General features: G+C 69.8%; 16 protein-coding genes. 9 read left to right on the forward strand and 7 right to left on the reverse strand.

Going from position 1 to position 13,515, the window contains the following annotated elements; all coding sequences use genetic code 11:
- Nucleotides 1-120 precede the first annotated feature (120 nt).
- Together ACIBL3_RS43295 and ACIBL3_RS43300 are read right to left on the reverse strand one after the other, a co-directional pair.
- The gene (locus ACIBL3_RS43295) at nucleotides 121-1,386 is read right to left on the reverse strand and encodes a glycoside hydrolase family 18 protein (RefSeq protein ID WP_396359845.1); all 1,266 of its coding nucleotides are present in this window, start codon (nucleotides 1,384-1,386) and stop codon (nucleotides 121-123) included.
- A 103-nt stretch (nucleotides 1,387-1,489) separates the two neighbouring features.
- The gene (locus tag ACIBL3_RS43300) at nucleotides 1,490-2,380 is read right to left on the reverse strand and encodes an SDR family oxidoreductase (protein WP_396359846.1); all 891 of its coding nucleotides are present in this window, start codon (nucleotides 2,378-2,380) and stop codon (nucleotides 1,490-1,492) included.
- Between the two features lie 135 nt (nucleotides 2,381-2,515).
- On the opposite strand from ACIBL3_RS43300, the gene ACIBL3_RS43305 reads away from it, so the two are divergent.
- From ACIBL3_RS43305 to ACIBL3_RS43320, 4 genes are all read left to right on the forward strand, one after another.
- A complete protein-coding gene (locus tag ACIBL3_RS43305; protein ID WP_396359847.1) occupies nucleotides 2,516-3,394 on the forward strand; it encodes a LysR family transcriptional regulator in 879 nt (292 codons plus the stop codon).
- Nucleotides 3,395-3,404: 10 nt separating this feature from the next.
- Nucleotides 3,405-4,115, forward strand: a complete 711-nt coding sequence (locus ACIBL3_RS43310; protein WP_396359848.1) for a transporter substrate-binding domain-containing protein — start codon at nucleotides 3,405-3,407, stop codon at nucleotides 4,113-4,115.
- 124 nt (nucleotides 4,116-4,239) lie between these two features.
- Entirely contained in the window at nucleotides 4,240-4,872 is a 633-nt protein-coding gene (locus tag ACIBL3_RS43315) for a hypothetical protein (RefSeq protein WP_396359849.1), read from the forward strand.
- 108 nt (nucleotides 4,873-4,980) lie between these two features.
- On the forward strand, nucleotides 4,981-5,460 hold the full coding sequence (locus tag ACIBL3_RS43320; protein ID WP_396359850.1) for a S8 family serine peptidase: 480 nt from the start codon (nucleotides 4,981-4,983) through the stop codon (nucleotides 5,458-5,460).
- 72 nt (nucleotides 5,461-5,532) lie between these two features.
- Here the strand turns inward: ACIBL3_RS43320 and ACIBL3_RS43325 are convergent, their stop codons facing one another.
- A complete protein-coding gene (locus ACIBL3_RS43325; RefSeq protein ID WP_396359851.1) occupies nucleotides 5,533-6,525 on the reverse strand; it encodes a malate dehydrogenase in 993 nt (330 codons plus the stop codon).
- Nucleotides 6,526-6,707: 182 nt separating this feature from the next.
- Here ACIBL3_RS43325 and ACIBL3_RS43330 point away from each other — a divergent pair, with 182 nt between their 5' ends.
- Complete coding sequence (locus ACIBL3_RS43330) at nucleotides 6,708-7,850, forward strand: glycerophosphodiester phosphodiesterase (protein ID WP_396359852.1); 1,143 nt, start codon at nucleotides 6,708-6,710, stop codon at nucleotides 7,848-7,850.
- Between the two features lie 23 nt (nucleotides 7,851-7,873).
- Entirely contained in the window at nucleotides 7,874-8,680 is an 807-nt protein-coding gene (locus tag ACIBL3_RS43335; protein ID WP_396359853.1) for a spermidine synthase, read from the forward strand.
- A gap of 17 nt (nucleotides 8,681-8,697) precedes the next feature.
- On the opposite strand, the gene ACIBL3_RS43340 is transcribed toward ACIBL3_RS43335, so the two are convergent.
- Entirely contained in the window at nucleotides 8,698-9,210 is a 513-nt protein-coding gene (locus tag ACIBL3_RS43340; protein ID WP_396359854.1) for a helix-turn-helix transcriptional regulator, read from the reverse strand.
- A 77-nt stretch (nucleotides 9,211-9,287) separates the two neighbouring features.
- On the opposite strand from ACIBL3_RS43340, the gene ACIBL3_RS43345 reads away from it, so the two are divergent.
- Entirely contained in the window at nucleotides 9,288-10,151 is an 864-nt protein-coding gene (locus tag ACIBL3_RS43345) for an MOSC domain-containing protein (protein ID WP_396359855.1), read from the forward strand.
- A 71-nt stretch (nucleotides 10,152-10,222) separates the two neighbouring features.
- Here ACIBL3_RS43345 and ACIBL3_RS43350 read toward each other — a convergent pair whose 3' ends face one another.
- On the reverse strand, nucleotides 10,223-10,984 hold the full coding sequence (locus ACIBL3_RS43350; protein WP_396359856.1) for an MBL fold metallo-hydrolase: 762 nt from the start codon (nucleotides 10,982-10,984) through the stop codon (nucleotides 10,223-10,225).
- 81 nt (nucleotides 10,985-11,065) lie between these two features.
- Between ACIBL3_RS43350 and ACIBL3_RS43355 the strand changes: the two genes are divergently transcribed.
- Nucleotides 11,066-12,001: a GlxA family transcriptional regulator gene (locus tag ACIBL3_RS43355; protein ID WP_396359857.1), complete on the forward strand. Its 936-nt coding sequence runs from the start codon at nucleotides 11,066-11,068 to the stop codon at nucleotides 11,999-12,001.
- 1 nt (nucleotide 12,002) lies between these two features.
- Here the strand turns inward: ACIBL3_RS43355 and ACIBL3_RS43360 are convergent, their stop codons facing one another.
- Nucleotides 12,003-12,263, reverse strand: a complete 261-nt coding sequence (locus tag ACIBL3_RS43360; protein WP_396359858.1) for a hypothetical protein — start codon at nucleotides 12,261-12,263, stop codon at nucleotides 12,003-12,005.
- Nucleotides 12,264-12,343: 80 nt separating this feature from the next.
- Entirely contained in the window at nucleotides 12,344-13,078 is a 735-nt protein-coding gene (locus ACIBL3_RS43365; protein ID WP_396359859.1) for a CAP domain-containing protein, read from the reverse strand.
- Here ACIBL3_RS43365 and ACIBL3_RS43370 point away from each other — a divergent pair.
- Nucleotides 13,062-13,463, forward strand: coding sequence for a hypothetical protein (locus tag ACIBL3_RS43370; RefSeq protein WP_396359860.1), 402 nt, complete (start codon nucleotides 13,062-13,064; stop codon nucleotides 13,461-13,463). The genes ACIBL3_RS43365 and ACIBL3_RS43370 overlap by 17 nt on opposite strands.
- The last annotated feature ends 52 nt before the right edge of the window (nucleotides 13,464-13,515 follow it).

The raw sequence follows: 13,515 nt of genomic DNA on the forward strand, positions 1-13,515 counted from the left end.
TTGCGCCCCCCGCCCCCGCCCCCCCCCCCCCCCCCCCGCCGCCCCCCCCCGCCCCCCCGGGGGGGGCCGCGCCCCCCCCCCCCCCCCCCCCCCCCCCCCCACCAGTGCGTTCAGGTCCACTCAGTGAAGATTACGGTGCAACGCCTTGATCAGCTCGCCATTTTCGGTGTCCCCGTCGAGCGACCAGATCATCGCCCCACCCAGGTCGCGCTGCGAGATGTACTGCGCCTTGCGCTTCATCTCGACCGGGTCGTCCCAGGTCCAGAACGTCGTACCGTCGAACAGCCAGGCGAATCCCGCCTGCTCGTCGCGGTGCACGGTGAAGCCGGACAGCTTCGCCTTGAGCAGCCGGTAGTCCTCGTAGCCGGCCTCGTACGTCGCCGGCGCGGGGCCGGTGGCCGGTTGGAACAGGCCGTTGTTCTGGTTCGTCACACCGGTCCAGCCGCGGGAGTAGAACGGCACGCCCATCACGAGCTTGCCGCGCGGCGCACCGCGGGACAGGTAGGCGTCGATCGTCACCTGCGAGCTGAACTCGGCGGTCGACGGATCACCCGCCGGGCCGTCGATCGCGGACTGCTGGTTGGTGATCGGGTCCCACGAACCGTGGTAGTCGTAGCCCTGCGTCGTACCGAAGGTCAGGTCCTTGAACAGTTTCGTGACCTCGAACCCGCGGTCGACCTGCACCGGGTCGGCCGGCAGGAACGCCGTCAGGTTGTAGCGGTTGTGCCACGACAGTCCGTCGAGCTGCTTGCGGTACTCGTGCACCAGCGCGGTGAAGTTCTGCTTGTCCTCGGGCCGGACCACGTTGCCCGGGTTGCCCTCGCTGGCCGGCCACTCCCAGTCCAGGTCGATGCCGTCGAAGACGCCCTTCGCGGCGCCGGCGGGCAGACCCGGCAGGTTGCCCTTCAGCCACAGGTCCAGGCAGGACTTCACGTGCGCGGCCCGCGACGCCGGCGTCAGGGCCGCGTCGGAGAAGTACTTCGAGCCGGTCCAGCCGCCCAGCGAGATGCTGATCCGCAGCTTGGGGAACTTCTGCTTCAGCTGCTTGAGCTGGTTGAGGTTGCCGTTCAGGGCCTGGCCCGGCTCGTCGGCCTTGCCGTTGACGCTCTGCTCCGCGGTGAACGGCCGCTGGTAGTCGGCCCACGGATCGCTGCTCACACAGGTGCCGTGCTCGTCGACGAACCCGAACGCGTAGTTCAGGTGCGTCAGCCGCGCGGCCGTCCCGTTCTTCACCAGATCGCTGACCAGGAAGTTCCGGTCGTACCCACTCCAGTTGGTGTAATACCCCACTACTCGCTTGCTGCTGTGCGCTTCGGCCGGTACGGCGGTCAATCCCGCGAGCACCGTGGCAGCCGCCACCAGCAACCCCACACTCCGACGCTTCATCTGACTCCCCATCGGGCGGTTCAGGTAATCAAGTGGCGCCGACTCTAGGGCCCCTCCGACGATTTACGCAATGACTCTGCTGAAAGATCGTCAGGAAAGTTTCCTACCGGTTCTGGAAGTAGTGCCCCTTCTCGAGATCGGCGATCAGCCCCGGGTGGGTCGGGTGCCAGTCGAGCAGTGCCTGGGTCCGGGCGCTGGAGGCGGGTGCGTCGAGGGTGGCGAACCCGGCCAACCAGCCGAAATGACCGGGCTCCTCGACGGCGGTGACCGCGAGATCGAGATGGCGGCCGATGACCTCGGCGATGTCGTGCAGCGGGATGCCTTCCTCGCCGACCGCGTGCAGCTTCGACCCAGCCGGGGCCGACTCGAGTGCCAGCCGGTAGAGGCGTACGGCGTCGAGCCGATGGACCGCGGCCCAGCGGTTCGTCCCGTCACCCGGGTACGCCGAAACGCCCTGCGCGCGGGCGATGTCGATGAGACCGGGGACGAAACCGTGGTCGCCTTCGTCGTGCACGGTCGGCGGGAGCCGCAGGACGGACACTCGCACGTCGTGGTCGACGTACGACAGGGCAACGTCCTCGTTCCCGCGCCGGCCGTTGGTGGGGACCTTGGGGTCCGGCTCGCTGTCCTCGGTGGCGATGCCGTCGCCGCCGACCAAGCCGGTCCCGGAAGTGACGACGAACGGTTTGCCGGAGCCGGTCAGGGCCTCGCCGATCGCCTCGATCGCGTGCCGGTCCACCTCGACGGACGCCGCGAAGTTGGCGAAGTCGTGGATGAAGGCCGTGTGGATCACGCCGTCGGCTGCGGCGGCCGCCGTACGCAGGCCGTCGAGGTCGGTGAGGTCGCCTCGGTGGACCTCGGCGCCGGCTTCGGCGACGGACGCTGCGCCGGCGTCCGACCTGGCCAGGCCGACGACCTGGTGTCCGGCGCCGATCAGTTCGCGGACGACCGCCGAGCCGACGAAACCACTGGCGCCGGTGACGAAAACACGCATGAAAAGCAACTCCTCAAAGACCGGGGGAAGGTGCTTCCATCGTGTGATCGCGATCCGCCGCGATTCCAAAGCTTGTTTCGCATGGCGTAATACGTTTCAGGCATCACCGCAGCTCACCGTCCTATGCTGGGTGGCATGCCCTCCGATCTCGACCTGCGGCTGGTGCGGTACTTCACCGTCGTCGCCGAGCAGCGGCACTTCGGCCGCGCCGCCGCGGAGCTGCACATCACGCAGCCGTCGCTGAGCCGCCAGATTCGTAGCCTCGAGCAACAACTGGGCGCCCGCCTGCTCGACCGCACGCCGCAAGGCAGCCGGCTCACCGAGGCCGGCGAGGTGTTCCTGCCGCGGGCGCAGGCCCTGCTCCGGTCGGCCGCCGAAGCCACGGCTGCCACCCAGGCCGCGGCCTCGCCCAGCCGGATCGTCATCGGGTACACGACCAACCTGATCGTCACCCCGGTCGCCCGCGAGCTCCGCCGCCGGCACCCCGAGGCCGACGTGCAGGCGGTCCACATCGGCTGGAACGAACCGCACTCGGCTCTGACCGAGCATCGGGTCGACGCGGTCGTGGCCCGGCTCCCGTTCGCGAGCGAGCGGCTGCACGTCACCGTCCTGTACGACGAGCCGCGGGTGCTGATGGTCCCGCTGGACCACCGCCTGGCCGGCAAGGAGTCCGTCACCGTCGACGACATCGCGGACGAACCGCTGCCCCGGCTGCCCGACGCCGAGTGGAACGCCTTCTGGCGCATCGATCCCCGGCCCGACGGCCGTCCCGCGCCGGACGGCCCGTTCGTCAAGGACGTCGAGGACAAGCTGGAACTCATCGCCGCCGGCCAAGCCGTCGCGATCGCGCCGGGCGTCGTCGGTGGCCCCCGGCTCCGGCCCGACATCACCTTCATTCCGCTGGAGGGTGTCGAGCCGAGTCACGTCGTCCTCGCGACCAGGGCTGGAGACCGCAGCCGCCTGGTCGCGGACTTCCGCAAGTACGCCGAAGCGCTGCTGCGCCCCGGCGAGTAGGGTCGCCGGCATGACGAGTGTTCGTGAGGATCTGGCGCCGTCGGGCGTGCTGCGGGCGTCCATCAACCTGGGCAACCCGGTGCTGGCCCAAGGGACACCGGAGGAGCCGGCCGGGGTGACCGTCGACATCGCGCGCGAGATCGCCCGCCGCCTCGAGGTCCCGCTGGAGCTGGTCTGTTTCGACGCGGCTCGCAAGTCGTTCGAGGCGCTCACCACCGGCCAGGCCGACCTCTGCTTCCTCGCGATCGAGCCTGCCCGGGCCGACCAGGTCGCCTTCACCGCGCCGTACGTGATCATCGAAGGGGTCTTCGCCGTACGGCGGGAGTCCGGTCTGCAGGCCCTGGCCGACGTCGATCAGGCCGGTGTCCGGATCGGCGTGAAGCGGGGATCGGCGTACGACCTGTACCTGACCCGCACGGTGCAGCACGCGACCATCGTCCGCGGCGACCAAGGCGCCGACGTGTTCCTGGCCGAGGACCTGGAGGTTGCCGCCGGCATCCGCCAGCCGATCACCCGGTTCGTCGCCGAGCACCCCGAGGTGCGGCTGATCGACGAGCGCTTCATGGAGATCCAGCAAGCCGTCGGCACCACCAAAGACCGCCACCCCGACACCGTCGGCTACCTGCACGCCCTGGTCGAGGACCTCAAGTCGAGCGGCTTCGTCGCCGACTCCCTCATCCGCTCCCACCAGCCCGACGCCGCGGTCGCCCCTCCCGCCTAGCGAGGAGGTCGAGCCGAGCACGGACCCGGAGGACCCGTTCCCAGTCACGATCAGCCGGCTGAGCTCGCCGGACCGTGAGTACAAGGCGGGCAAGACGTACCGAGAGCGCTTCAACGCGGTCGCCTTGACGTCCACGCCGGGGGTCGCGGTCCGGGCCGGCGACGGGCTGCTGCTGTCGGCCTACCTGCTGTCCGATGCCGATGGCAACAAGGGCTACGGGGTGACGGACACTGAGTTCAGCAAGCTGATCCGGGACGGGCAGGTCGTCGCCGAGTCGCCGTACTTCGGTTACATCGAGGCGACCGGGTTGCCGGCTGAGAAGGCGACGTACACGCTGGAGTCCTCGCAGACGCGGCCGTCGTACTCGACGTTCAGCACCAGGACGGACCTGAAGTGGACGTTCACCTCGGGCGAGACGGCCGAGGAGACGCTGCTGCCGATGCTCGGGGTGCGGTTCCAGCCGAAAGTGAACAGCCACAACGTCGCCGAGCGCAAGCCGGTGACCGTGCTGCCGGTCGTCGTCGAAACCCAGCCGGGCGCCACTCTGCCGGGCATCAAGAAGCTGGAGATCCAGGTCTCCGGTGACGACGGCAAGAGCTGGCAGAAGGCCGCGGTCGCGCCGACCGGCAAGGGCGCGTACAAGGCGATCTTCGCGACGCCGAAGGACGCCAAGTCCGTGTCGCTGAAGGCTCAGCTGGTCGATGCCCAGGGCAACGTCACCGATCAGACCGTGATCGGCGCCTACTCGATCGGATGACGAATCCCTGACGGACAGAGAAGAAACCGCAATCAACACTGGCCGGTTCGCCCGCGTCAGACTCCTGCGAGAGGCCCGATCTCAGGCCGCTGACTCGGGGAGGAACCCATGGGGTTGAACAAGAAAGCGCTGGCAGGCACCGCGGTCGTCACGGCCGCGGCGTGGAAGGCCGGCTACACCGGCAAGGATGTCCGGGTCGCGGTCGTCGACACCGGGATCGACAGCACTCACCCGGACTTCAAGGGCCAGGTGGTCGCGACCAAGAACTTCACCACCGGTCCGGCCGGTGACGGCTTCGGCCACGGCACACACGTGGTCTCCACGATCGCCGGCACAGCGGCCGCGTCACAACCCGCGTCCCGATGTCGGAGGGTTTTCGTCATATGCGCAGCAAAACCCGCCAGGGTTGGCTGCAAACAGTGCAACCGACACCGAATTCTGGGGAGGGCCCTCGTGGCTTTCAGTTCGACATCGAAGCACAGAGCAGTGCCCGCGGTCGCCGCGCTGGCGACCGCCCCGCCGGCCCCTCCCTCTCCCTCAAAGCAACCGTTGTGGACACCACCGGCAACACCACCACCCAAACGGTGATCGCCGCCTACACCTTCCGCTGAAACAGCAGAACCCCCGGGGAGTTCCCCCGGGGGTTCTCGGTGGTGTGGGTCAGCCGATGAGGCCGAGGGACTTGACGGCGTCGCGTTCTTCGGCGAGTTCGGTGGTGCTGGCGTCGATGCGGGTGCGGGAGAACTCGTTGACGTCCAGGCCCTGGACGATCTCCCAGTTGCCGTCCTTGGTGGTGACCGGGAAGGACGAGATCAGGCCCTCGGGTACGTCGTACGAGCCGTCGGAGACGACCGCCATCGACAGCCAGTCGCCGTCGGCCGAGCCGCGCAGCCAGTCGCGGGTGTGGTCGATGGTTGCCGCCGCAGCCGACGCCGCCGAGGACGCGCCGCGGGCCTCGATGATCGCCGCGCCGCGCTTCTGCACGGTCGGGATGAAGTCGCTCTCCAGCCACGCCTGGTCGTGCACGACCTCGGCCGCGTTCTTGCCGGCCACCTCGGCGTGGAAGATGTCCGGGTACTGGGTCGCGGAGTGGTTGCCCCAGATCGTCATCTTCTTCAGGTCGGTGACGTGCACACCGGCCTTCTTCGCCAGCTGGGCCAGCGCGCGGTTGTGGTCCAGCCGGGTCAGCGCCGAGAACCGCTCGGCCGGGATGTCCGGCGCGTTGCTCTTCGCGATCAGCGCGTTGGTGTTGGCCGGGTTGCCGGTCACGGTGATCCGGATGTCGTCCGCGGCGTGCTCGTTCAGCGCCTTGCCCTGGACGGTGAAGATCGCGCCGTTCGCCTCCAGCAGGTCACCGCGCTCCATCCCCTTGGTCCGCGGCCGGGCGCCGACCAGCAGCGCCACGTTGGCGCCGTCGAAGATGACGTTCGGGTCGTCGCCGATCTCCACCGCGGCCAGGGTCGGGAAGGCCGAGTCGTCGAGCTCCATCACGACCCCCTCGAGCGCCTTCAGCGCCGGGGTGATCTCCAGCAGTCGCAGCTGCACCGGCGTGTCCGGGCCGAGCAGCGCACCGCTCGCGATCCGGAACAGCAGGCTGTAGCCGATCTGACCAGCGGCCCCGGTAACGGCCACCTTCACCGGTGTAGTGCTCACGACTCGCTCCTCGAACTCTTGTGACTGTGTGCTTCGGACGCTAGCAAGCCCAGTGCGTGCGACCAACGCTGGGGGACCCACGACTTGCTCACATCGCGGCGAATCGTTCACCGCGCGGACATCCGCAGGTCTTGGCAGTATCCAAGGGTGTCTTCCAGTTCCTGACCCGTGAGGAGAACTTCATGAAGCGAACGGTGCTGCCCCGCCGATTCGTCCCGGCTGCCGCGTCGGCGCTCGCCGTGGCCGCGGCCGTGCTGGTCCCGCAGGCCCTGCCGACGTCGGCCCCGGCCGACGTCACGGCCGCCCAGTCCGCTGACAAGCACCGCGACGACTTCGTCATCGTCGGGCACCGGGGTGCCTCCGGCTACCGGCCCGAGCACACGCTGGCGTCGTACGAGCTGGCGGCGCGGATGGGCGCCGACTACATCGAGCCGGACCTGGTGATCACCAAGGACCGGGTGCTGGTCGCGCGGCACGAGCCGGAGATCGGCGGTACGACGGACGTCGCGGCGCACCCGGAGTTCGTCGGCCGGAAGAAGACCAAGCAGCTCGACGGCGTCGCGGTGACCGGCTGGTTCACCGAGGACTTCACCCTGGCCGAGCTGCGCACGCTGCGCGCCAAGGAGCGGATCCCGGCGGTCCGCCAGCACAACACCGTGTTCGACGGGCGCTACCAGGTTCCGACCCTGCAGGAGGTCATCGACCTGAGCCGCCGGCTGTCCCGCGAGCTCGGCCGCCCGATCGGCATCTACCCCGAGACCAAGCACCCCACCTACTTCCAGCAGCAGGGCCTGGCGCTCGAGCCGGAGCTGGTGAAGACGCTGAACCGCAACGGCCTGAACCGCCCGGACGCGAAGGTGTTCGTCCAGTCCTTCGAGGTGTCCAACCTGAAGGCCCTGCGCAACCAGCTCCGCGTGCCGCTCGTCCAGCTGACCAGCTCGTCCGGAGCGCCGTACGACTTCGTGGTCGCCGGCGACAAGCGCACGTACGCCGACATCGTGAGCGCGACCGGGTTGCGCGAGGTCGCGACGTACGCGAAGGGGCTCGGGCCGGCGAAGGACCAGGTGATCCCGCTGGACGCCGCCGGCAACCTGGGTCAGCCGACCGCGCTGGTCGCCAACGCGCACAAGGCCGGCCTGGTCGTGCACCCGTACACGTTCCGGGTGGAGAACAACTTCCTGCCGGCGAACTTCGACAGCTCCGCGGTCGCGGCCGAGTCGGGCAACCTGTTCGGCGAGATCGCGGCGTACCGCAAGGCCGGGATCGACGGGCTGTTCACCGACAACACCGACGTCGCGGTGGCCGAGGAGGCCGAGGCGCGCTGAGCGTCCGGTGACAAGATAGGCGGGTGGAACGCAAGGTCGGGTCCGGGACGGCGACCGTCGAGGCCGAGGCCGACGGCACCTTCGTGCTCCGGGTCGACGGCTCGCTGCAGTCGCAGGTCGACCTTGCCGACCCCACCAACCTGGCCTTCGAGTACATGCGGCGGATCGGCGACGTCGTCGATGCCGCCGCACCTCGGCGTCAGCCGGTCGCCGTCGCGCACGTCGGCGGCGCCGGGCTGAGCCTGCCGCGGTACGTCGCGGTGACCCGGCCGCGGTCGCGGCAGATCGTGCTGGAGCCCGACGAGGACCTGACCGAGTTCGTCCGCGAGGCGCTTCCACTTCCGAAGCGCTCCGGGATCAAGGTCCGCGGGGTCAGTGGCCGGGCCGGGATCACCGAGCTGTACGACGACTCGATGGACCTGCTGATCCTGGACGCGTTCGAGCGGGAGGCGGTCCCGGCGAACCTGGTCACCACCGAGTTCTTCGCCGAGTGCGCCCGCGTCCTGCGGCCGACCGGCGTACTGGTCGCGAATCTGATCGACGGATCGGCTGGGCTGCCGTTCATCCGCCGTACGGCGGCGACCGTCCGCGGGGTCGTGGGCGACGGGGTGGTGCTGGCCGAGCGGAAGGTGCTGCGGGGCAAGGGATTCGGGAACGTCATCCTGGTCGCGTCACGCCAGCCCGTCCCGGATCTGACTGCGCTTGGCCGGCGGGCGCAACCGCCGTACGACGTCCTCCCACTGAGTGAGCTGGCCGGCAAGGCGGCTCCACTCATCGACGCAGAAGGCTTCATCACCCCGGCTGCGCCCGCCGGTACCTTCCGCCGCTGAGCCGCTTCAGCTGATCGTCAGGCGGCTGCGCGGGGCCGTCCGGAGCTGATCCGGTCGAGGGCGTCGGCGACCGCGGCACGCTCCGCGAGTGTCGCGCCGACGGCGCGGACCAGCCGGTCGAGGCGGTCGCGGCCGGGCATGCGCGCACCCTGGAACCATGCCTGGATGGTGGTCCGGGGGATTCCGGTCAGCTGCTCCAGGCTGCGCGAGGACCGCGGCCGCGCGAGCGCCGCCAGCGCGGTCCCCAGGTCCTGCAGGGTCTCGGCGGTCCGGAGCAGCTCGACGACGTCCTGCGCGTCGCGGACGGCCGCCTCCCAGTGCCGCCGCCAGACCGGGAGGAGCTCAGCCGGTACACCGCACCCGGTCAGGAACGCCGCAGTCACGTCCCAGGTCGGCAGTTGCTTCCCGCTGGTCGCTCGAACCAGGTGTGCGTGCGAGTAGTGCGCGCGGTCGGCCAACTCACGGTAGGTCAGGCCGGCCTGTCGCCGTACCCGTTGCAAGGCTGCGGCGAACGCCGGCACATCATGCATCTCGACCTCCTCGTGATCAAACATAATCCAACATGAACAAACAAGGCAAGTGTCAGGAGTCAAGCTACGATTGGGCAATGTCTGTTGCGAAGGTTGCCGGTCTCGCCTACTACCCGGTGAAGGGGCTGGCCGGGGTGTCCGTGGACCGGTCCGAGGTCGGTCCGGCCGGGCTCCGGCACGACCGGAACTTCATGCTGGTCGAGCCGGACGGGACGTTCCTGAGTCAGCGCAGCCTGCCGGCGATGGCCGCGTTGCGGGTCGAGGTGCTCGACGACGGCGCCGCGCTGCGGTTCTCGGCCGCGGGCGCCCCGGACCTCGAGATCCCGGTCCAGTACGACGGGAAGCGGCGCGACGTCAGCCTGTTCGGGAAGTGGTTCGGCCTGGGCGTCGTGCAGGACCCGGCCGCGGACGAGTGGTTCACCGCGCGCCTCGGCCGACCGGCTGCGCTGGTCCGGGTGACACCCGAGCACGAGCGGCCCGGTTGGGGCGTGAACCCCGGCCAGACCGGGTTCGGTGACGCGCACGCCTTGCTGATCGCCTCGCTGTCGTCGCTGGACGGCCTGAACGAGCGGATCGTCGAGCGCGGCGGCGACGCGATCCCGGTCAACCGCTTCCGGCCGAACATCGTCGTCTCCGGCTGGCCGGAGCCGCACACCGAGGACCGGGTGCTGCGGATGACGGCCGGCTCGGTGGAGATCGGGTACGCGGCCCGCGCGATCCGGTGCGCGGTCCCGACCGTCGATCAGGCGACCGGCGAGAAGCGAGGTCCGGAGCCGACCCGGACGCTGGCGACGTACCGCCGGCAGCCGGACTACGGCGGCGGGGTCAGCTTCGGCATGAAGGCCGCGGTCCTTGCCGAGGGCACCCTTCACGTAGGCGATGAGATCTTGGTACACGAATGGCTCCCGGACGGGCCGGATCCGGCGCCGACCACTCGGTAGCCCGCAGACTCCACCAGCACGGGGAGTCTGCGTCGTTGCCGGCCGCAATCACCAACCCGATGTCCTAGCGTTCAGCCGACGGTGGTTGCCACACCGTGGGTGAGGAGGTTCAGGCGGCTGGCCAAACCGGCGGCGGCGAAGGTGGTGGAGAGGTGGTCGGGGCCCTCCGAGAAGTGGGTCCAGCCTTCGGTGTGGACGGGGACGATGGTGGCGGCGCCTAGGAGGTGGGCGGCTTCGGCGGCGGCTTCTGAGGTGAGGGTCAGGGGGGCGCCGTCCATCAGCGGGGTGCGGGCGGCGCCGGCGAAGAGGATGGCGACGTCGACGGTGAAGCGGTCGGCGATCTGCTTGACGAGGTCCACGGAGGCGTTGTCGCCGGAGACGTAGACGGTGGGGAGGTCGTCTCCAGTGAGGACGAAGCCGGTGACGACACCGAGCACGGCTTCGGCACCTTCCGGCCCATGCAGCGCCGGTACGCCGGTCACGGTGATCACACCGCCATCGGGCCGAGCCAACTCCACCGACTCCCAGCTCTCCAGACCGCGTACGCCGGGGATCCGCGTCGCAGCACCCGGTGTCGACAAGACAGTCGGCACCGACGGGAGCAGGGCACGTCCCGCGTCATCCAGGTTGTCCTTGTGCTCGTCGTGTGACAGCAGTACGACGTCGACCGGGCCGAGCTCCGCCACCGGCACCGCGGGGCCGATCAGTTTGGTCATCACCCGCCCGGTCGGCAGCACGTAGTCCTGTGGCTCGTCGAAGGCGGGATCGGTCAGAAAGGTGAGTCCACCGAGGCTGAACAGCGCGGTCGGGCCGCCGATGTGCGTGATCTTCATGCCTCGATCGTCGCGGCCGCCGACCTCGTCCACCATTGGCCCGAGAGCCACAGTTCCTGAAGATCGGGCCATACTGGTTCCATGCGCACTGTCGCCGTCCTCGCTTACGACGGGATCAGCCCGTTCCACCTGTCCGTGCCGTGCCTGGTCCTCGGCGACCGCCTCGGCGAACCCGGCGAGTACGACGTCCGCGTCTGCGCCGAGGAACCCGGTCCGCTCCGGACCAACGCCGGCTTCGGGATCAGCGTCGACCACGACCTCGAGGTGATGGACACCGCCGACCTGGTGATCCTGCCGAGCTGGCATCCGGACCGCGAACCGTCCGCCGTGCTGATCGACACCATCCAGCGCGCGCACACCCGCGGCGCGACCGTCGTCGGCCTGTGCATCGGGGCGTTCCTGGTCGCGGCGAGTGGGATCGCCGACGGCCGGGAGGTGGTCACGCACTGGAAGTGGGCCGACGAGTTGCAGGCCAAGCACCCGGACATCACCGTCCGCGCGGACGTCCTCTGGTCCGATCTCGGTGACCTCGTCACGTCGGCCGGGACCGCCGCCTCACTCGACTGCTGCCTGCACCTCGTCCGCACGCATCACGGTGTGGAGCTGGCCGAGCGGCTGGCCCGGAGCATCGTGGTCGCACCACATCGCAGTGGCTCCCAGGCGCAGTACATCCCGGTCCCGGTGCCGCCCGATCCCAGCGACGACGTGATCGAGAGGGCGATGCTGTGGGCGCGGACCCGACTCGACCAGCCCGTCACCCTCGACGAATGGGCGGCTGCGGTCGCACTGTCCCGCCGTACCTTCACCCGGCAGTTCCGCGCCCGCACTGGCAGCTCCGGGCAGGCGTGGTTGCTGCGTCAGCGCCTCGATCGGGCCCGGTTGTTGCTCGAGACCACGGACCATCCGGTCGAGCGGATCGCCACCGAGAGCGGCTTCGGCAGTAGCGCCGCCCTGCGCCACCACTTTCACGCCCTGCTCGGTACGACGCCGCAGCGGCACCGTCAGGAGTTCGGCTGACTCACAGGAGGAGCAGGAGAGTGTAGAGCGCCGGCGCCGCGAACGTGACCAGCAGGATCCACGCGATCATCCGGTGACCGGGTTTGCCCCGGTCGAGCGAGGACGCGAAGTACAGGACCGCGCCTTCCTCGGTGTGCCGGCTCAGGCCCATCCGCTTCGCCTCGTCCGGGCGCGGATCGGGGCGCTCGTCGGCGAGCGCGTCCGGCGGAATCCCGAAGTGGGCGGGCCGGGGCGGGTCCAGGTCGTCGTGTTCCCCGTACATCCGGCCTCCCGCAGGGTTGGTGGACCAAGGGTCGTTCCCTCCCATGGTCCCACCAACACCCTACGAAAGTGCGCTCCGCCCTACGTGAAGTCCGCGACCCAGGCGACCCGGGTCTTGTTGGAGCAGATGAACAGCAGGCAATCCTTGTACTTGGCCTTGTCCGTCCCGACACCCAGCGTCGTCAGACCGCAGTTGAGGATGGTGTTCCGGCTCTGGGCCATCATCTGGTCGAAGGCATCCTGAGCGGTCCACTTCTCGCCACCGGCGGTGGATGACGACGAACTGAACGAGTTGGTGTTCCCGGACGCGGCGCGCTGGGTGGCGTCGGCGCCAGCGCCGTCGCTGAGGTCGCTGTCGCGCTTGAGCGGCGCACAACCGTTGTCCTGCCGGGCATTGTCGATCATTTGGAACAGTTGCAGCTCGTCGGCCGACATGTCGCCGTCGTCAACCGGCGGAGGCGGAGCAGTCGTGGTCTCCGTTGGCTTCGGCTGGGTCGACGTGGTGGTGCGGTCACCGGTTGGGGTCGGGCGGCTGGTGGGGGCCGTGGTCATCCGGCGCTCGGTGGGTGACGACGTCGGCCGGTCAGTGGGCGAGGTCGTCGGGGTACGCGTCGGGGTGGCCGACGGCGTGGGGGTGGCGCTGGGGGTCGCCGGGGGTGTGCTCGGCTTCGGCGTCGGAGGGTTGGAGACCGGCTTGGTGGTCGGGGTGACGTAGGTGTCGTCGGTGCGGGTGACGATCGGGATCGAGGCGTCGGCCTCGTCGTTCTGCGGCTGGTGCAGCAGGATCCAGGAGATCGGGGTGATCACCAGAATCACGGACGCGACCGCGATCACGGGTCGCTTCGCCCTCGAGCCACGTCCGCCGCCGGCGGCGCGGGCGGCGGTGCGCGAGCCGACGCGTCCGCCGCCACCTGAGGAGGCAGCCGCTGCGGTCGTCGTCGGTGCGGTCGTGGCCGCGGTGGTGATGGCTGTGCCGGCGACCCGCGAGCCTGCGGTGGCGGTGGGCGCCGACTCGGCCTCGGCGGCCTCAGTCGTCGAGGCGAAACGCCGGCCGGCGCGCGCCGCGGTCTCGGTCGCCGTCGCGGAGCCCGCGGGGGACTGCGTCACCCACGAGGGTGAACCGCCGGCCGCCGCCGCGCGCGAGTACGAACGGGAGGAGGCGGCGTCGGACGTCGTACCGGCTGCTGCTGCCTGGGAATAGGACCGGTCGGAGTCGCTCGCACGTGTGTAGGAGCGGGAGGAGGCGGATTCGC

Source organism: Kribbella sp. NPDC050124 (genome assembly GCF_044460355.1).
Taxonomy (GTDB): domain Bacteria; phylum Actinomycetota; class Actinomycetes; order Propionibacteriales; family Kribbellaceae; genus Kribbella.